This window comes from Streptomyces sp. NPDC043746, assembly GCF_056436485.1.
Window position 1 is genome coordinate 180,264 of record NZ_JBWKCM010000003.1, and the last position, 18,318, is coordinate 198,581.

An 18,318-nucleotide genomic window follows, 5' to 3' on the forward strand; every position below is an offset into this window, starting at 1 on the left:
ACGGATAGATTGGGCGGTTCCCCCCCGACAGTAGGGAACAATCACGAGGGGGAAAACCCCCCCCCCCCCCCCCCCCCCCCCCCCCGGCCTCCCCCCCCCCCCCCCCCCCCCCCCCCCCCCCCCTCGGGCGTCTCCCCCGGGCGAGAGGTCAGGGCGTGCGGGCGAAGTCGCCACCGACCTCGTACGTCGCCCCGTCGGCGGTCCGCGCCGTGGCCCGGTACGTGTCAGGTCCGGCGTCACGGCCGCCCGGGGCGTGGTCGTACTGCCCGGCGAAGACATGCGTCCCGGCCGGGACCGTGCGGCCCGCCCTGAGCGTCCAGCGGTGGACGAGGACGCCGTCCCGCTCGCGCACGGAGTGGTCGAACTCCCCGTCCGGCCGGGTCTGCCAGGTGCCGGTGGAGCGGACGCCGCCGTTCTGCGCCACGAACAACTCCACCGTGAGCGCGGTGAGCGGCTCCCGGGACTTGAGCGTGACCTCGCTCTGGGCCCAGTGCGGATTGTCCTCCGGGGCGATGGACCCGTCCGCCCAGAGCGGCCCGTCGGTGGTGGAGAGCCCGGTGCCGCCGGGGGCGGGCGGGCGGTCCCCGTCGCCGGTCCGGCTGCCGGGAGGGGCGTCCCCGTCGGCCGACGGGGAGGGCGGCGGGGCGGGCGAGGCGGCACGTGGCGCCCCGGAGGGCGAGGGGGCCGTGGCGTCGGGGCCGCCGGTCGGGGCGGGGGACGGCGGGGCGGGGTCCGGGGGTGACGGGACGGGGTCGACGGGCCTGGGTGCCGGGGGCGTCTCGCGCGGCGCCCGCTCCCCCTCCCGTACGACAGAGGACCCCGGTGCGCCGTCGGGCCCCTGGACCACCGAGGCCACGGCGAAGCCACCGAGCACGCACGCCCCGGCGGCGGCGAACCCGGCGAGCGCCACCCGTGGCCAGGCGAATCCGGTCCGGCGGGCTGGGGCGCCCCGGGTCTTCGGCCGGGCCCGCTCGATCCGGGCGAGCATCCGCTCCCGGTCCGGCCGGTGCGAGCGGGCCGCCTCCCGCAGTTCCTCGCGCAGGTCGCTCATCGTTCTCCCCTTCCCGCGAGTTCGAGCGAGGCCCGGCCCTCCAGCAGCCGTTCCAGCTCCGCCATCCCCCTGGAGGTCTGGCTCTTGACCGTGCCGACGGATATCCCGAGGGCCAGGGCCGTGTCCTTCTCCGACAGGTCGAGGGCGTGCCGCAGCACGACACACGCCCGCTTGCGGAAGGGCAGCTGCCCCAGCGCCTGCCGCACATCGAGGACCGCCGCCACGTCAGGGCCCTCCGTCCGCTCGCCGCCCCGGGGCCAGAAGAGGGCGATGCGCCGGCGCTCGCGGACGGCCGCGCGGGCCCGGCCACGCGCCATGTTGGCGACGACCCCGCGGGCGTACGCGAGGGGGTGCTCGGCAGCGCGGACCCGGTCCCAGCGGTCCCAGATGGCCACCAGCGCGTCCGCCGCCAGGTCGTCGGCGGCGGACGCCTCGCCCGTCAGCAGGTGGGCGAGGCGGGCCAGTTCGGCGTAGTGGCGGTCGAAGAAGTCATGGAACTCCGCGGAAGCGTCGTCAGCCACGCTCGGCACCCCTCACTCGTACGTGCGACTCCCGCCGCCTACTTCATCCCCGCGCCGATGTCCGGCGTGCCGGTGACCAGGAAGGTGGTGGCGGGGAGCGAGCCGTCCGCCCGGCGGGGCCCGTACGCGGTGGCCGGGTCGGTGTTCCGCAGACCGGCGGGGCGCGCCCCGCCGGTGTCCCAGGTGTTGGCGGCCGAGACCACACGGGAGGAGAGCTTCACGGCACCGGACGCGTTGTCCAGCGCGAGGTTGCGGGAGAGCCGGGAGGGCGAGGTGGCGAAGAAGTAGCCGGAGGCGCCGTTGGCGTAGGCGGTGTTGCGGTGCAGGCGCAGGGCACCGGGGTTGCTGTTCTCCGTGAAGCCGTGCTTGCTGTTGCCCCAGGCGGCGTTGTCGGTGACGACGTGCGCGGCGCTCGCCCCGCCGCCGCCGAGCTTGAAGCCGTTGCCGTTGCCCTCGAAGGCGGGATCCTTCCAGCGGTTCACCCCGTTCCCGTACGCCCAGCTGCGCTCGATCCGGACGGGGCTCGCCCACTGCCACAGGTCCACGCCGTCGTCGGCGTTGTCGTAGAGCCGCGCGCCGACGACCCGGTTGCCGGTGCCGGAGCCGAACTTGATGGCGAGGCCGTCGGCGTTCTGCCCGTGGTTCTTCGCGTCGTAGTTGCCGTACGAGTCAAGGTTCTCGATCAGGTTGTCCGTCGTCCCCTCCCCGCGCAGCGTGAAGCCGGAGTCGCCGTTGCCGTGGGTGGTGAGGTTGCGGAAGATCCCGCCGACGGACGAGGTCACGACGACCCCGTGCGCGCGCGAGTTGCGAAACGTCAGGCCGGACAGGGTCCAGTGGTCGCCGCCTATCGCGACCAGCCACTCCCCCGCGGGCAGCTTCGACCCGTCGACCACCGCCTTCTCCGACCCGTGGGCGGTGACGGTGATCCGGCGCTGCGCCGTCCCGTCCGCCTGGCTCTTGAGGCTTCTGGCCGGGTAGTACGTACCGCCGCGCAGCTGGATGGTGGTGCCGGGCCCGGCAGCCGCGAACGCCTTCTCCAACTGGGCCGTGGTCGAGACGACGACGCTCTCGGCGGCACCGGCGTCTTCGGGGGCCGTGGCCGCCCAGACGCCCACGCCCCCCGCGCCCACGGCGACGGCCACGGCGGCCGAGAGCGTACGGGTCCTGCGGTGTCGTCCTCTGCTGCTGCTCACGTGCGTGGTTCCTTCGCTCGGCCGGCCGGGGTGCCGGAATGGGGCGGGCGGGAAAGGCAAGTGCCTGTCCCTGTGCCCCTTGGTTGCCGCCGCTCGCGAAAAGGTTGCCGAAGACGGCGGGAAAGTCGGCACGACGTGGGGAGCGTGCCCGTGGCCGTACGACGCCGGTGGCCCGCCCCCTCGGTCCGACGGGGGCGGGCCTCCGGCTTGCGGCTCCCGGACGGGATCGGGGTGCGGGGCCTAACCTCGGCCCGGCTCCAGGTAGTTCTGCAGGCCCGGGACCCTGAGCGAGCCGCCGAACTGGCCGGCCTGGACCACCGTGACCTTGGTGAAGAAGGCGAAGGGGACGTTCAGCGGGGGCGGGGTCTGCGGGTTGAAGGTGATCGGGATGAGGCCGAACAGATTGCCCTTCAGCTCCTCCGTGTACATCGTCACCGTGCCGTTGCGGATGGTCGATGTGGAGCCGGGACGCGACTTCACGTGTCCGGTGGTGCCCGCCGGGCCGACCGTGAGCTGGTGGAGGTCCTTGATGTCGATCGAGCCGGCGGTGAACTTCAGCACCTTCTTGGTGGAGCCGTCCGCCTTCTTCACCTCGACGATGCCCTTGTAGTCCAGGCCGTTGAGGGTGAGCAGGGTGGACTCCAGGACCCACGGGTCGGCCGGGAGCAGCGGGATGCCGGGCTCCGGGGACGCGGCGGCGAGCGCCTCCGGGTCGGGTACGGGGCAGGGGAAGCGGGGCTTCGCGCCGTCCGGGATGTCCTCGTCCTTCTTGGGGTCGAGCCCCTTGGCGTCCTCGGGCAGTTCCTCGACGCTCCGGCCCGCCTTCTCGGCCGCCTCGCGGATGGCGTCGGCGGTCGGTCCGGCCGCGTCCCTCGCCGGGGACTCCTCCGGTGACTTCTCCGGGGACCTTTCGGCGGTCTCCCCGTCGGCCTTCGGCCGGTCCGCCGGCTTCGGGGATTCCGTCGTGGGGCTCGGCGACGGGCTCGCGGGTGTCGCGGGCTTCTCCTCGGGCTTCTCCTCCGCCTTGTCCCTGTTCGGGTCGAAGAAGCCCCTGAGGGCGTCGCCCAGGCCCAGCGGGTCGAGCGGGTTCGTCGACCGTGTGGGCGTCGGGGTGGGGCTCGGCTCCTCGGCGGGCTTCTGCGTGTCCGGCTTCTGTGCCGCGTCGGGCTTCTGCTCGTCCGGCTTTCCCGCGGCCGGGTCCTCGGTGGCCTGGGCGGTCTGGGTGGGCTTCGGGGCGGCGCCGTCGTCCTGGCCCGGCTTCCCGCCCTCGTCCGGCCCGTCCGTGGGCGTCGCCGACGGGGTCGGGGAGGCGGAGGCGGAGGCGGAAGGGGACGGGGACTCGGAGGGCTCCGGCTCGTCGGACCGGGTGACGCAGGGGCCCGGGGCGAAGGGGATGTCGGGGTTACCGTCGGCCATGGCGAGCTTGGGCGTGAGACCCATGCCCACGAAGACGGCGGTCGGCATCGCGGCGAGCGCGAGCGCCTTCTTGCCGCTCGGCATGTGCAACTTGGTCAGCAGTGACTTCTTGGGAGCCGCGTGACGCGGCCCTCTGCGGACGGGGAGGCCGTCGTCCGCGTACGCCTTCGGCTGCTGTTGCTCATCACCCCGCACGGTGTGTCCCTCCGTCGTGGCCGGAGGCCGCGTCGTGGTCACCCACCTGCTGCTGCGGAACGGTCGCGCCGTGCAGGACGGACCCCGTCCGGCCGCTCTCCGGGTGCCGCTCGTCCAGCGGGAGGGGGGCGGGGGTGCCCTGCGGGGCCTCCTCCTCGGCCTCCGGCTCGCCCGGCGCCCAGGAGACGGACAGGGCTCCGCCGATGAGCGCGAAGAGGAAGCCGAGGACGAAGCCGCCCAGGTTGGCGAGGGGTATGGAGATCAGCGCGAGGAGGATGGCAGCGACACCGGCGAAGACCCGCACGATGTGGTGGAACCACATGGTCAGGCCCAGCGTGATCAGCAGGGCCCCGATGATGAGGGCTGCGGAGCCGGTGGTGGTGGACATCGCCAGCGTCATATTGCCGAGGTGGAGATCGGCGTACGGGAAGTAGGCGATGGGCATACCGCCCAGCATGGTGAACAGACCCGCCCAGAACGGCCGGTTACCCCGCCAGGTACGGAATCCCCGCCGGTAGACGGTGAGGTTGTGCTTGTTCTGCCCTGTGGACTCGGGGCTCATGGAATACAGCTCCCTGGAACCGGTACTGCTGTGAGAGGAGAAGGGGTGGGCGGCCGGAATGCCCCGCCGGGGCGCCCCGGCCACCCGGGCGAGTGCCTAGAAGCACTCCTTGACGCCCTTGTGCAGCTTCAGGCTCAGGTTGCTGAGCTTGAAGGTACCGGCGGTGGTCGCCCACGCCGTCTGCTTCACGTCGGTCAGGGTGGCCGACTTGGCCCGCTGCGCGAAGCCCGCGCCGTTGACCCCCTTCTCGGTCCCGGGCTGGATGCCGGGCGCGCCGACGGACTCCGCCGCGACACCGATGTCGATGTTCTCGAAGTACGCGTCGGCGTCGAGCTGGGCGACGTCCAGGTAGAGGTTGGTCGCGACGACCGGGTTCTTCGGGTCCGTACCGGCCTTCAGTTGCAGGCTGACGTTGCCGATGCCGAAGGGCACCTTGGGCGTGACCACCGACTGGCACATGTTGTTGATCGTGGCCTTGCTGAAGCCGGAGACCGCGACCGGGTGCGCGGCTTCCTTGCCTTCAAGGTCCTTGCCGACGGCGACGCTGCCGTACTGGACGAAGTTCTCGCCCACCAGCTTGTCGGTGCTGACCTTGAAGCTCTGACCGGACACGGCGAAGGACGCGGCCAGGGCGCCCTGGGCGAGACCGACACCGACCGCCGCCGTCGCGACGACGCTCGGCACCATGACCAGAGCGAAACGCTTCCATCTCGTCCCACCGCGAACCTGGGAACTCATAACTTGCTCCTTCTTCTCGGACGTACATCTCCGGTCGGGTGCGAGACCCGGCCTGGGATGGGAGAAGTGCTACGTCCTCGGGAAGGAGAGCGCCCGCGGACGGAGGCGTCTACCGCATCCGCCGCACCGGCGTTCACCCCCGAGCGACAACCACCGGCCGCACGGTGTGCGCAGCCGGCCGGACAGGCCCCGTCTGTCGGCGGGAACCCCCCTGTCCACGGCCGGCGCCACTGCCGCCGGCCCACTCGGTGGGGACCCAACAGACCCTCCCGCACCGGCTGGCGGCCGGACCGGAGGTATGGGACCGAGCGTGGCCGATCGTGGTGCATTCGGGGCCGTGGCACAAGGGGGGTCGTTACTTGCCAGTAACGGCCCGATAACCGAGCCGCGACCGGACGGCACATTGCGGCCACACAGGGTGGCACGAAAGGGACATCCGAATACCGGAAAAACCAACAGAACCAGGACAGAGCAGCCACCTGGACTTACTCCGAGTAACAGCACGTCGCTTTGTTAAGATTTGGCAAAACGACGGTGCCGTTCGGCACCTTGACGTCAAAACGGCCGCGATACCCGAAGGGCATCACGGCCGTCCTGTCACATCGGAACAATCGGTCGGAATCAGAAGAGGACGCGCGCCAGCGCGGTGCGGGCCTGGGTGACCCGCGGGTCCTCCGGGCCGATCACCTCGAACAGCTCCAGCAGCCGCAGCCGGACGGTGTTCCGCTCGTCGCCCGTGGTGCGGCGGACCGCCTCGACGAGACGGCCGAAGGCGTCCTCGACATGACCGCCCACCAGATCCAGGTCGGCGGCGGCGATCTGGGCGTTCACATCGTCCGGCCTCTCCGCCGCGTCCTTGCGGACCGCCTGCGGGTCCAGGCTCTGGACGCGGCCGAGCAGCTCCGCCTGAGCCAGACCGAGCTTGGCCTCCGGGTTGCCCGGGTCGTCGGTGAGCACGTTCTTGTACGCCTGCACGGCGCCGCCGAAGTCGTTGGCGTCGAGCGCGGAGGCGGCGGCCTCCAGCAGGGCGTCGTACGGGCCGGCCGGAACCTCGGCCGGGGCGGCCTCCGCGGAGGCGGTCGGGTCGACGGCGATCCCGGTGAGGCCGAAGCGCTGCTCGCCGACCTGGATCAGCTGGTCCAGCGTCTCGCGGATCTGGGCCTCGGGGGCCGCTCCCTGGAAGAGCGGGAGGGCCTGACCGGCGACCACGGCGAAGACGGCCGGGATCCCCTGGATGCCGAACTGCTGCATCAGCATCTGGTTGGCGTCGACGTCGACCTTGGCCAGGAGGAAGCGGCCGTTGTACTCGACGGCCAGGCGCTCCAGCAGAGGGCCCAGCTGCTTGCACGGCTCGCACCACTCGGCCCAGAAGTCGATGACGACCGGGACCTCGGCCGAGCGCTGGAGGACATCGCGCTCGAAGCCTGCTTCATCGACGTCGATCACCAGGGCGGTGGGCGCCACGGCAGCGGTGCCCCCCGTTCGGGCGGCCTGTGCACGGGCCTGCTCCGCCTTGGCCTTGGCCTCGCCGGCCGCCTTGACAGCGGCGAGGTCGACGACGCCGCTCATGGACATGTTCCTAGGCTGCATATGTACATCCTCCCCCCTGGAGACACCGTTCCGGAAAGCGATACGGGAACCGGGCCTGTCCGCGACACCGGCCGGTGTGCCGGGCGGGCGGACAGAGGCGGTTCCCGGAGGCCCGAAGACCCCCGGCGGGGCTCCGGAAAGCCCCGGCCCCGCGCGGACCGGCCGGTCGGATCCCCGCGGACCCCTCCCCGGAGTCCGACGGACCCTGGCGGAGTCCGGTGGAACTGGTCGGGTCCCTGAAAGACCCGGTGGACCTGCCGGATCCCCATCCGGCCGGTCCGTGCGGCCCCGGGTCCCCACCCGGCGCCCGGGTCTCCGCAAAGACCCTGGTGGCTGTCGCTCGTTCGTCCGTGGCGCAGGGGGCGGGCCCGCCGCCTTCCTTACGCTACGACCCGTAGCGTAACTGCCGATCGCCCCCATGGGACAGGGCGTCCCGGTGATCTGCCTCACGGGCCCCGGGACGGAACGGTCATCCCTACCGGCCGGTATGGTCGCCGCATCATGAACCCCACCGACCCGCACCCCACCCGGACCGGCCGTCCGCGCTCCACCGAGGCCGACGCCGCGATCCTGGAGGCGACCCGCGCCTCCCTCGTCGATCTCGGCTGGTCGAAGCTGACCATGGGCGACGTGGCGGCCCGGGCGGGCGTCGCCAAGACGACCCTCTACCGGCGGTGGGCGGGCAAGAACGAGCTGGTGGTGGACGCGGTGGCCGTCCTCTTCGACGAGCTGGAACTCCCCGATCTGGGCAGTCTGGCCGCCGATGTGCGGGGCGTGGTGCTCCAGTTCGCCGCGCTGCTGGAGCGGCCGGAGACCCGTACGGCGCTGATGGCCGTGGTCGCCGAGTCCACCCGGGACGAGTCGCTGCGCCGCCGCATCCGCTCGGCCATCGTGGACCGCCAGAAGCGGCTGGTCCTCCTGGGACGGGAGCGCGCCCAAGCCCGCGGTGAGCTGCGGTACGAGGAGGACGCCTCGGTCGCCGCCCGCAACGCGGACCTGATCTTCGACGTGATCGCCGGAGCCGTGGTGCACCGGACGCTGGTGAGCGCCGAGCCGGTGGACGCCGAGTGGGCGAGCGGCTTCACCACGCTGCTGCTGCTCGGCCTGGCGGGCGCGCAGGACGCCTGACCGCCCCGGAGCCCCCGTAGCCCGCCCGCCCGCCGGTCGGCCGCTCGTGCCTCCTGGCCGGGGGGCCCTCGGGCCCCCCGGCCGGAACGCCCCCGGTCGGCCCGCCCGCGATGCCCTTCCGGCCGGAGGCAGGCAGCGTTGGAGGGTGAGGTGACGGGTGGTCCGGGAGCGGAGAGGGGTCGAGGCGTGGGAGACGGCGGAAGCGGCCGGGGCCGGGCGGCGGCCCCCGGCGGTGACGGGCTCGCGCGGCTGCTGGCCCGGCTGGCGGTGCTGGGGCTGGTCGCTGACGTGCTCGTCCTGGCGTTCGCCGTCGGGGAGGGCAGCCTGGTGGTCCTGGGCGGCGGGCTGCTCGGCCTGGTGCTCTGTGTCGTCGGGCTCTGGTGGTTCGTGGCCCACCGGGGGCTCGTACGGTTCCTCGGGGCCCTGCTGGCGGTCGCGGCCCCGGCCGCCGTGCTGGTCCTCCTCACCTTCGAGGGGCTGTGGCTGCTCGCACTGCTGCTGGCGGTGTGCTGGGCCGCGACGCTGGCCTGTGCCCGGGCGGCGCTGCGCAGGTCGCGGCCGGAGCGGCCGATGCGGGCGGTGGCGGCGGTACGGCCCGAGCGGCCGCTGCTGATCATGAACCCGGTCTCCGGGGGCGGGAAGGTGGAGCGGTTCCATCTCGTCGGGCGGGCGGAGGAGCTGGGCGCGCGGGTGATCCTGCTCGACCCCGATGCCCCCGCCGATGTGGCCGCCCTCGCCCGCCGGGGCGTCGCGGAGGGCGCCGACCTCCTCGGGGTGGCGGGCGGCGACGGCACCCAGGCCCTGGTCGCCGCGGTGGCCGCCGAGCACGGGGTGCCGTTCCTGGTCATCCCCGCCGGTACGCGCAACCACTTCGCCATGGACCTGGGCCTGGACCGCGCCGACCCGTCCCGCGCCCTGGAGGCGCTGGCCGACGGCGAGGAGCTGCGCGTGGACCTCGGTGACGTGGCGGGCCGCGCCTTCGTCAACACCGTCTCCTTCGGCGTGTACGCGGATGTCGTCCAGCACCCCGAGTACCGCGACAACAAGACCGGGACGGCCCTGAACCTGCTGCCGGAGCTGCTGGCCGGGGACGAGGGGCGGCGGCTGGACGCGCGCGTGGACGGCGACGCGCTCGACGGCCCACAGGCGCTGCTGGTCAGCAACAACCCGTACGCCTCCCCCGACGTCCTGAGCGGCGCGGGACGCCGTCCCCGGCTGGACGGCGGAGAGCTGGGGGTGCTCGCCGTCAAGGTCGAGGGGGCCGCGCACGCGGCGGACCTCGCCGTGTGGGGGACGCAGTCGCAGGGGCTGTCCGCCCTGACCGGCCGCCGGGTGGAGGTGACCGCCGACGCGGACGAGATCCCGGTAGCCGTGGACGGCGAGGCGCTGCGGATGGAGACACCGGTGGTGTGCGCCCTGCGCCCGGGGGCGCTGCGGGTCCTGGTGCCGCGCGACCGCCCCGGCACCGTGGCCCCCGCCCCGCCGATGGACTGGCGGCGGCTGCTGCGCCTGGCGTTCGGCCGCCCCGGGTGCACAGAGGCCGACGGATAGCGCGGAGGGGTGCCCGGCCCGCGCGCACGGAGGGGGTGCCCCGACCACCCGGGCCGGGCACCCCCTCCGCGTAACTCGCTACTCAGGACCTCGGCCTCAGAAGCCCGGCGGCTCCGTGTACGTGCCCCACTCCTCGCGCAGCACCCCGCAGATCTCGCCCAGCGTGGCCTCGGCCCGTACAGCGTCCAGCATCGGCCCGATCATGTTCGAGCCGTCGCGGGCGGCGACCAGCATCGCGTCCAGCGCGGCGCTCACCTTGGCGTCGTCGCGGGCGGCCTTGCGGGCGGCGAGCTGGCTCACCTGGTCGCGCTCGACCTCGTGGCTGACGCGGAGGATCTCCAGGTCGCCGGTGACCGAGCCGTGGTGGACGTTGACGCCGACGACCCGCTTGTCGCCCTTCTCCAGGGCCTGCTGGTAGCGGAAGGCGGACTCGGCGATCTCCCCGGTGAACCAGCCGTCCTCGATCCCGCGCAGGATGCCGGAGGTCATCGGCCCGATCGGGTGCTGCCCGTCGGGGTGGGCCCGGGTGCCGCGCTCCCTGATCTGGTCGAAGATCTTCTCGGCCTCGGCCTCGATCCGGTCGGTGAGCTGCTCGACGTACCAGGATCCGCCCAGCGGGTCGGCCACGTTGGCGACCCCGGTCTCCTCCATCAGGACCTGCTGGGTGCGCAGCGCGATCTCGGCGGCCTGCTCGGAGGGGAGGGCGAGGGTCTCGTCCAGGGCGTTGGTGTGGAGCGAGTTGGTGCCGCCGAGGACGGCGGAGAGCGCTTCGACGGCTGTCCGTACCACGTTGTTGTACGGCTGCTGCGCGGTGAGGGAGACCCCGGCGGTCTGGGTGTGGAAGCGGAGCCACTGCGCCTTGTCGGTCTTCGCGCCGTACGTCTCCTTCATCCAGCGGGCCCAGATGCGGCGGGCGGCGCGGAACTTGGCGATCTCCTCGAAGAAGTCCAGGTGGGCGTCGAAGAAGAAGGAGAGCCCGGGGGCGAAGGTGTCGACGTCCAGGCCCCGGGAGAGGCCCAGCTCCACGTAGCCGAAGCCGTCGGCCAGGGTGTACGCCAGCTCCTGCGCGGCCGTCGCCCCGGCCTCGCGGATGTGGTAGCCGGAGACGGAGAGCGGCTTGTAGGCGGGGATGGAGGCGGCGCAGTGCTCCATCAGGTCACCGATGAGGCGCAGATGGGGCTCGGGCTGGAAGAGCCACTCCTTCTGCGCGATGTACTCCTTGAAGATGTCGGTCTGGAGCGTGCCGTTGAGGACCCCCGGGTCGACGCCCTGGCGCTCGGCGGCGACCAGGTACATGCAGAAGACGGGGACGGCGGGGCCGCTGATCGTCATCGAGGTGGTGACGTCACCGAGGGGGATGTCCTTGAAGAGGGTCTCCATGTCGGCGGCGGAGTCGATGGCGACCCCGCAGTGGCCGACCTCTCCGAGCGAGCGCGGCTCGTCGGAGTCGCGGCCCATCAGGGTCGGCATGTCGAAGGCGACGCTGAGGCCGCCGCCGCCCGCCGCGAGGATCATCTTGTAGCGCTCGTTGGTCTGCTCGGCGTTGCCGAAGCCTGCGAACTGGCGGATGGTCCAGGTGCGGCCCCGGTAGCCGGTGGGGTGCAGGCCCCGGGTGAAGGGGTACTCCCCCGGCCAGCCGATCCGCTCGAACCCCTCGTACGTGTCACCGGGGTGGGGCCCGTAGACAGGCTCCACCGGGTCCCCGGAGAGCGTGGTGAAGTCCGCGTCACGCTTGCGGGCCTTGTCGTAACGGGCCTGCCAGCGGAGGCGGCCTTCCTCGATCGCGTCAGCGTCCATGAGTCGAATTTACTAGGACGTCCTACTAAATGTCGATGGCAAACCGCCCGGCGCTTGCGCGCGGGGCGGTTCGGAAGGTGCCGCGCCGGTCAGGCTTTCGCGGGCGCCGGGGCGGTCTTGTCGACCAGCGCCTGGGCCTCGCGGCTGACCTTCGGCTCGACGAAGAAGGAGGCGAAGGGGATGCAGCCGGCCGCCAGCACCCACAGGAGCTTGCCGAACGGCCACTTCGCCTTGGAGCCGAGGTCGAAGGCGAAGATGACGTAGACGATGAACAGGACACCGTGGACCTGGGAGATCAGCATGGTGTCGCCGACCTTGAACACGTACTTCGCGATGATCGCCACCGTGAAGACGAGGAGCCAGACGGCGGTGACGTAAGCCATCACCCGGTAGCGGGTGAGCACGTTCTGTTTCATGGACACGAGCGTAACCGTGCGGCCCGGGCGATCTTCGCGCACCCCCCGGCGGGTGCTCACCCCTCGTCGAAGTCGTGGGCCGCCACCCGCAGCGGCCGGAGCATGGCGAAGATCTCCGCGCACTCCTCGGCGTCGTACACCCCGAGCCCGAACTCCATCGCCATCAGCTCCTCGGTGGCCGACTCGACGACCTCGCGCCCCTTGTCCGTGATGGAGGCGAGCGTGCCGCGGCCGTCGTTGGGATTGGGGCGCTTGCTCACCAGGCCGGACTTCACCAGCCGGTCCACGGTGTTGGTGACCGAGGTGGGGTGCACCATCAGCCTCTCCCCGATCTTCGACATCGGCAGCTCGCCCGCCTTGGAGAAGGTGAGCAGCACCAGCGCCTCGTACCGGGCGAAGGTCAGCCCGTACGGCTTGACGACGGCGTCCACCTCGGCGAGCAGGATCTGCTGCGCCCGCATGATCGAGGTGATCGCCCCCATGGAGGGCACAGGCCCCCAGCGCTGCTGCCAGAGTTCCTCGGCACGGGCGATGGGATCGAAGGGAAGGCTGAGCGGCTTCGGCACGGCAATGACCTTACCGACTGGTCATATGCCGGTCAGCCCCGTCTCGCCTTTCGGTATCGGACACGTGTCCGGGGGCCGTCCGGCGGACCTCCGCGACGACCGCGCGGCGGCAGGGGCACCAGATGCCGTACGAGCGGACGCCGCCGGGAATCGCGCCGGCCGCCGCCACCTGAGCGGTGCCCGGGGGCGGATGGTGTGGCGACACCACTCCCGGTGACCGGTATGCCACGATTGCTGACGTTTCCGTGTGCGTTCCCGAACGCCGCCCGCAGCGCGGCGTCCCGTATCCGTGAGCCACCGCCGTCCGAGGGGGCTGGATGTCCGGCCGTAGAACCATGACAAGAGGCTTCGGCCTGCTCTCCGCCCTTGCCGCCGTCTCGCTCGCGGCCGTCCTCACCACCGGGTGCTCCGCACCGGGCTCCCCGAGCCCGACGGCCGCCGAGGCCGACCCCGTACGCGGCGAACCGGCGCCGAGCGCGGCCTCCCCGTACTGGGTCGACCCGGACAGCGACGCCGCCCGCCAGGTGCGCGCCTGGGACCGCGAGGGACGGAAGGACGACGCGAAGGCACTGCGGCGGATCGCGGAGCGGCCGGTGGCGCTCTGGCCCGCCTGGGACACGCCCGGGCCGGAGATCGTGGCCGCCGTGAAGGCCGCGGCCCGGACGGAGAAGACCGTCCTGCTCGTCGCGTACAACATCCCCCACCGCGACTGCGGGCTCTACTCGGCGGGCGGCGCCAAGGACGCGGACACCTACCGGTCCTGGATCGGGGAGTTCGCGGACGCTATCGGGGACGCCCCGGCGACCGTGATCCTGGAGCCCGACGCCCTCCCCCACATCGCGGACGGCTGCACCCCGCCCGAGCACCACGCCGAGCGCTACCAGCTGCTCTCCGAGGCCGTGGACACACTCAAGGCCGGGGCGCGGACCAAGGTCTACCTGGACGCGGGCAACCCGGAATGGATCGTGGAGCCGGAGAAGATCGCGGAGCCGCTGCGCCGGGCCGGGATCGACCGGGCCGACGGCTTCTCGCTCAACGTCTCCAACTTCCAGTCCAACGCGAGCGTGAAGAGGTACGGGACCCTCCTCTCCGACTCCCTCGGCGGCGCGCACTACGTGATCGACACCAGCCGCAACGGCGGCGGCCCCCTCACCGGCGACCGCGCCGAGGCCTGGTGCAACCCGCCGGGCCGGGCGCTCGGCACGCCCCCGACCACCGACACCCGCGACGACCGCCTCGACGCCTATCTGTGGATCAAGCGGCCCGGCGAGTCGGACGGCACCTGCCGGGGCGGCCCGGAGGCGGGCACCTGGTGGCCGGAGTACGCGCTGGGGCTGGCCACCCGCGCCAAGCCCTGAACGGCCCGGGACCCATCACACCGTAGTTCAAAGATTGCGCAACATCTAAAGTATTCCCATGGGATTCGAAGCCAGGGCACACACCACACCCCAGAGCCCGCGGCGGACGCAAGGACCGTCCGCCGCGGCCGGACCCGCGCAGGAGGCCGCCGTACTCGTCGGCGGCCCCGCGGACGGCACCCGGATACGGGTCGCCGGACGGCCCTCCGTCGTGCAGGTCACGTACCCCTGCGAGCTGGACGGACCGGCGGGCGGCGCCCGGGCGGACGCGCTGTACGTCTACCGGCGCGACCCGCGTGTGGAGAGCGAGCCCCTGCGCTACGGGGTCGACCCGGCCAGCCCCTGACCGGCGGCCGGGAAGCCCCCGGGGGTCAGGACGCCTTGACCCACTTCGCCACCGACGGGACGCCGTCGGTGTCCGTCACGAAGAGCATGTACCAGCCGGGCGGCACCAGTGTGGCGTCGTCCGGCACGGTCACGCTCACCTCGCCCTTCCCCTTCTTCAGCGTCAGCTCGATGGAGCGCTGCTCCACGTCCGTGGTGTGCGTGACCGCGCTCGGCCGCATCAGCCGGGCCGTCGCGATCCGGTCCGCGTCGGCGGTCTTGAAGGTGACCGTCTTCCCCAGCTCCACCGCCCGGGGCCCGGCCCCGATCACCGGCCGCCGGTCCTTGCCCCGGTGCAGGGCGGGCGGGGTGTAGACCTCCATGCGCTGCTCGAACCTGCCGAGCCTGGTGTTGTCCTTGTCGTCGTAGAGCGAGTCGGAGCCGAAGGTGGCGACCCGGCCGTCGGGCAGCAGCAGCGCCTCGGAGTGGTAGTTGCGGCCGATCGTCGGGTCGGCCGCCTGCTTGAAGGTGTTGGTCTTCGGGTCGTAGGACTGCGCCTTGAGGATGTTGCTGGCGCTGCGGCCCCGGTAGTCCTGCGAGCCACCGCTGGTGAAGACGGTGTCGTCCGGCATGATCACGCTGTTCAGATAGCGCGTGCCCTGCGGCAGGTCCGGTCCCGCCCTGAAGGCCGGGCTGGCCTCCTTGAGGTCGATGACCGCCGTGCGGGCGGTGGACTTCTTGGACTCGCCGACCCCGCCGCCGCCCAGCACCATCACCTTCTGGTCCTGCACGGGCGGCAGCAGCAGCGAGGCCGCCGTCTCCAGCTGGTCGGTGTCGGTCAGTCCGGGCACCTTGGTGAAGGTGTTCTTCTCGATGTCCCACATCCCGGGGTCCCGCCCCTTGTCGGCCGGCCCGTACCCGGCGTTGGCGCCCGGGTAGAAGAGCTTGCCGCCCTTGGTGAGGAAGAGCGCCGGATAGGTGGGGAAGTACTGGAAGGGGCCCTTGGTCCACTTCTTGGTCTTCGGGTCGTAGATCTCGTTGTCGCCGGGGAGGATCGCGCCCACGTCGTCGAGGCCCGAGACGGAGAGCACCCGGCCGTCCTCCAGGCCGACGAGCGTCGGATACCAGCGGGCCTCCTGCATCGGGTCGACCTTGATGTACTTCTCCGCCGTCGGGTCGAACTCGTAGGCGGCCTTGATCCCCTGGAAGTCCTGCTTGTCCATGGTGATCTTCTCGGCGAGCCCGTACGAGTTGTCCGCGTCCTTGCCCTTCAGCCCGACGATCTCGTACTGGGCGGCCTTCGTCGCCACCGCCTCGGGGCCGTCCTTCACCGCCTCCACGAAGACCCGCTGCTCGGCCGCCGTCACCTTCGTCTTCCACGGCTTCATCTGGCCGCTCTTGAAGTACGTGACCTCGAACTCGCGCTTCGCCTTGGGCACGGTGACGTCGAACTTGGCCACGTACTCGACGCCGGAGGGCGAGCGGAAGACCGTGCCCTTCTTCAGCTTCAGCGGCCTGTCCGGGTTCTCGTTCTTCACCCGCATCCCGCCGCCGGCACGCTGCACCTTGTCGTCCAGCACCTCGTAGCGGGCGGTGCCGCCGGCGATCAGCAGCCGCCCGTCCGGGAGCTGGGCGTGGCCGCTGCAGAAGAAGTCCTCCGGGGTGGGGACCTTCTGGAAGGTGTTCTTGGCAGGGTCCCAGAGCACGGTGTCGAAGGTGCCCGCGTCGAAGTTCTTCTGGTCGTTGCCCGAACCCGCGACGATCATCACCTTGCCGGTGTGCAGGAGCGCCGCGTGGATAGCGTTGGTGCGGTACTCCTTCGGGATCTCGATCCGCTCCCAGGAGCCGTACTCCGCCTTGTACTTCGGCTGGGCGATCTTGTACGCGTGGTACTGGGCCTCCGCGAAGGAGAGCGCCGCCGGAGCGTTGAGCCCCGCGAGCACGACGACCGCGCCGCCCCCCAGGAGCGTCTTCCTCATCTTCTTCGAAGGCCGGTAGGCCATGGGTCAGTTCCCTCCTGCGGTGGTGGCGGTGGTACCGGCCGCCGCGGTGCCGGGTGCCGGGGCGCCGGCCGCGGTCGTGGTCGTCGTGGTGACGAACGTGGTCTTCGGCAGCGGCTGTACGGGGGCGGGCGCGGAAGCGGCGGTGGGGGCGGGAGCAGGGGTGGCCGCGGGGGCCGTGCCGCGGGTGCGCCCGCGCCGGCCCTTCCACTCCGCCCAGGCCCACACGACGACCGGGGACAGGGCGATCGCGAGCCCGAGCGTGGCCCAGGTCCGCATCGCGACATGGGTGTGGTCCAGGTGGACGGAGGCGATGAGCGAGGAGAGCAGGACCGCGGCCCAGAAGAGGTGGATACGGAAGGTGAGCAGCCGGTCCGGGGAGACCTGGCCGCCCTTGGGGGTGACGACGAACCGCCCGTCGGTGCGCAGCACCGCCGAGCCGAGGGACTTGAGGTAGATCGGCGCGGAGAGCGCGGACATGGCCATCCCGGCGAGACCGCCGGAGCCCTCGGGTTCGTGCGGGGAGACGTTGTGCCGCCGGTTCCAGAGGTAGAGCCCGATCTGGAGGGCCGCCGCGTCGCTGTAGAGCATCAGCCAGATGGAGGCGGCGACCTGGGTGCCGGACGCCCCGAACCAGAGGAACAGCACGCAGCTGCCCACGCCGAGCAGCCAGTTCACGGCCGTCATGGGGTAGTAGACGAGCATCAGCGTGTAGCTGAGGAGCCGGCCCGGCGGCACCCGGAAGAGCATCTTGACGTACTGCTTGAACAGCGTCTCGTACGTCCCCCTCGACCAGCGCAGCTGCTGGGTGAAGAAGTCCGTCCAGGAGGCGGGCCCCTCACCGACGGCCAGCACGTCGGGGGTGTAGACGGAACGCCAGTAGCGCCCGGTGACGGGGTTGCGGCGGCGGTGGATCTCGAAGCCGGTGGCCATGTCCTCGGTGATCGAGTCGTACAGCCCGCCGACCTGCCGCAGCGCGGCGACGCGGACGACGTTGTTGGTGCCGACGAACATGGGGGCGCCGTAGCGGTTGCCCGCGCGCTGGATCAGGGCGTGGAAGAGGAACTGCTGCGATTCGGCGGCCTTGGTGACGGCCGAGTCGTAGTTCCCGTACACCTGCGGTCCGACGACGAAGGCGACGTCCGGATCGCGGAAGTAGCCCAGCATCCGCTCCAGGAAGTTGGGCATCGGCACGTGGTCGGTGTCGACGGAGGCGAAGAAGTCGTAGGCGTCGCCGTGCAGGGCGATCCAGGCGTTGTAGTTGCCGTGCTTCGTCTTCGCCTTGTGGGCGCCCTTCTCACGGTTCCACTCGGGCACCCCGCGCCGGGTGAAGTGGTGCACCCCCAGCTCCGCGCAGAGCATCCGGGCGGCGGGGTCGTCGCCCTCGTCCAGGAGCCAGATGTCCAGCGGCCCGGGGTGCGTGAGGCGCACCGCGCCCTTCAGGGTGGCGCGCACCATGGAGAGCGGTTCCTTGCCGGGGACGTACGTGGTGAGGAAGGCGACCCGGGTGCCCGGCTCGGGCGTCACGGGCACGGGGTCCCGGGCGACCAGCGTCGCGTGGGCGATGGAGACCACGTTGACCAGCATGAAGAACCCGATCAGGGCGATCGAGACCAGCATCACGGTGTCGGCGACGACGAGCCACCGCTCCCCGTTCTCCCGGTCGGTCCAGTGCGTGGGCCACACCAGGTAGAGCATCAGGGTGGCGGTGAGCACCGGGGCGAGCGTCATCAGCAGGACGGCCCTTATTCGGTGCTTCTCCGTCGAGAGCAGGGATCGGTACCGCACCCGGTATCCCTCGGGGTCCGGCTCGGTGAGCGGTCCCGCGAGCCGGCTGTAGGTGTCGTAGTCGTAGCCCTCCGACCGCACCGTGCCTCCCACTGTCGAACGGGGTGATATCCCCACAGAAGGG

At 71.9% G+C, this 18,318-nt stretch carries 16 protein-coding genes; 4 read left to right on the top strand and 12 right to left on the bottom strand.

Annotation, left to right across the window (positions count from 1 at the left end):
• Positions 1-148: 148 nt before the first annotated feature.
• The 7 genes from AC0682_RS04625 to AC0682_RS04655 form a co-directional block, all read right to left on the bottom strand.
• On the bottom strand, positions 149-1,051 hold the full coding sequence (locus AC0682_RS04625) for a hypothetical protein (RefSeq protein ID WP_478530905.1): 903 nt from the start codon (positions 1,049-1,051) through the stop codon (positions 149-151).
• A complete protein-coding gene (locus tag AC0682_RS04630) occupies positions 1,048-1,581 on the bottom strand; it encodes a SigE family RNA polymerase sigma factor (RefSeq protein ID WP_478530906.1) in 534 nt (177 codons plus the stop codon). Before AC0682_RS04630 ends, AC0682_RS04625 begins: the two co-directional genes overlap by 4 nt.
• Before the next feature lie 29 nt (positions 1,582-1,610).
• Complete coding sequence (locus AC0682_RS04635; RefSeq protein WP_478530908.1) at positions 1,611-2,765, bottom strand: right-handed parallel beta-helix repeat-containing protein; 1,155 nt, start codon at positions 2,763-2,765, stop codon at positions 1,611-1,613.
• Positions 2,766-3,005: 240 nt separating this feature from the next.
• Entirely contained in the window at positions 3,006-4,376 is a 1,371-nt protein-coding gene (locus tag AC0682_RS04640; protein WP_478530910.1) for a hypothetical protein, read from the bottom strand.
• Positions 4,366-4,938 (bottom strand): DUF6114 domain-containing protein, encoded by a 573-nt coding sequence (locus AC0682_RS04645; protein ID WP_478530911.1) that lies wholly within the window; start codon positions 4,936-4,938, stop codon positions 4,366-4,368. The genes AC0682_RS04640 and AC0682_RS04645 overlap by 11 nt, the downstream gene beginning before the upstream one ends.
• A 96-nt stretch (positions 4,939-5,034) precedes the next feature.
• Positions 5,035-5,676: a DUF6230 family protein gene (locus AC0682_RS04650; RefSeq protein WP_478530912.1), complete on the bottom strand. Its 642-nt coding sequence runs from the start codon at positions 5,674-5,676 to the stop codon at positions 5,035-5,037.
• A 621-nt stretch (positions 5,677-6,297) separates the two neighbouring features.
• The gene (locus tag AC0682_RS04655) at positions 6,298-7,266 is read right to left on the bottom strand and encodes a tetratricopeptide repeat protein (protein WP_478530914.1); all 969 of its coding nucleotides are present in this window, start codon (positions 7,264-7,266) and stop codon (positions 6,298-6,300) included.
• Between the two features lie 501 nt (positions 7,267-7,767).
• Between AC0682_RS04655 and AC0682_RS04660 the strand changes: the two genes are divergently transcribed.
• Positions 7,768-8,394 (top strand): TetR/AcrR family transcriptional regulator, encoded by a 627-nt coding sequence (locus AC0682_RS04660; RefSeq protein ID WP_478530915.1) that lies wholly within the window; start codon positions 7,768-7,770, stop codon positions 8,392-8,394.
• Between the two features lie 186 nt (positions 8,395-8,580).
• Positions 8,581-9,945 (top strand): diacylglycerol/lipid kinase family protein, encoded by a 1,365-nt coding sequence (locus AC0682_RS04665; RefSeq protein WP_478530917.1) that lies wholly within the window; start codon positions 8,581-8,583, stop codon positions 9,943-9,945.
• 96 nt (positions 9,946-10,041) lie between these two features.
• Here the strand turns inward: AC0682_RS04665 and AC0682_RS04670 are convergent, their stop codons facing one another.
• The 3 genes from AC0682_RS04670 to AC0682_RS04680 form a co-directional block, all read right to left on the bottom strand.
• Entirely contained in the window at positions 10,042-11,742 is a 1,701-nt protein-coding gene (locus AC0682_RS04670; RefSeq protein WP_478530918.1) for an acyl-CoA mutase large subunit family protein, read from the bottom strand.
• Between the two features lie 89 nt (positions 11,743-11,831).
• Positions 11,832-12,158 carry a DUF3817 domain-containing protein gene (locus AC0682_RS04675; RefSeq protein ID WP_254811653.1) on the bottom strand — a complete coding sequence of 109 codons (327 nt, stop codon included), beginning with the start codon at positions 12,156-12,158 and terminating at the stop codon, positions 11,832-11,834.
• 56 nt (positions 12,159-12,214) lie between these two features.
• The gene (locus AC0682_RS04680) at positions 12,215-12,724 is read right to left on the bottom strand and encodes a MarR family winged helix-turn-helix transcriptional regulator (protein ID WP_254811654.1); all 510 of its coding nucleotides are present in this window, start codon (positions 12,722-12,724) and stop codon (positions 12,215-12,217) included.
• A gap of 317 nt (positions 12,725-13,041) precedes the next feature.
• Here AC0682_RS04680 and AC0682_RS04685 point away from each other — a divergent pair, with 317 nt between their 5' ends.
• Both AC0682_RS04685 and AC0682_RS04690 read left to right on the top strand, forming a co-directional pair.
• Positions 13,042-14,082: a glycoside hydrolase family 6 protein gene (locus AC0682_RS04685; RefSeq protein ID WP_478530920.1), complete on the top strand. Its 1,041-nt coding sequence runs from the start codon at positions 13,042-13,044 to the stop codon at positions 14,080-14,082.
• Between the two features lie 58 nt (positions 14,083-14,140).
• Positions 14,141-14,428: a hypothetical protein gene (locus tag AC0682_RS04690; protein ID WP_254811656.1), complete on the top strand. Its 288-nt coding sequence runs from the start codon at positions 14,141-14,143 to the stop codon at positions 14,426-14,428.
• A 25-nt stretch (positions 14,429-14,453) separates the two neighbouring features.
• Here AC0682_RS04690 and glxA read toward each other — a convergent pair whose 3' ends face one another.
• Together glxA and AC0682_RS04700 are read right to left on the bottom strand one after the other, a co-directional pair.
• Positions 14,454-16,409 (bottom strand): radical copper oxidase GlxA, encoded by a 1,956-nt coding sequence (gene glxA / locus AC0682_RS04695; protein WP_478530921.1) that lies wholly within the window; start codon positions 16,407-16,409, stop codon positions 14,454-14,456.
• 3 nt (positions 16,410-16,412) lie between these two features.
• Positions 16,413-18,275 (bottom strand): glycosyltransferase family 2 protein, encoded by a 1,863-nt coding sequence (locus AC0682_RS04700; RefSeq protein ID WP_254811658.1) that lies wholly within the window; start codon positions 18,273-18,275, stop codon positions 16,413-16,415.
• Between the last annotated feature and the right edge of the window lie 43 nt (positions 18,276-18,318).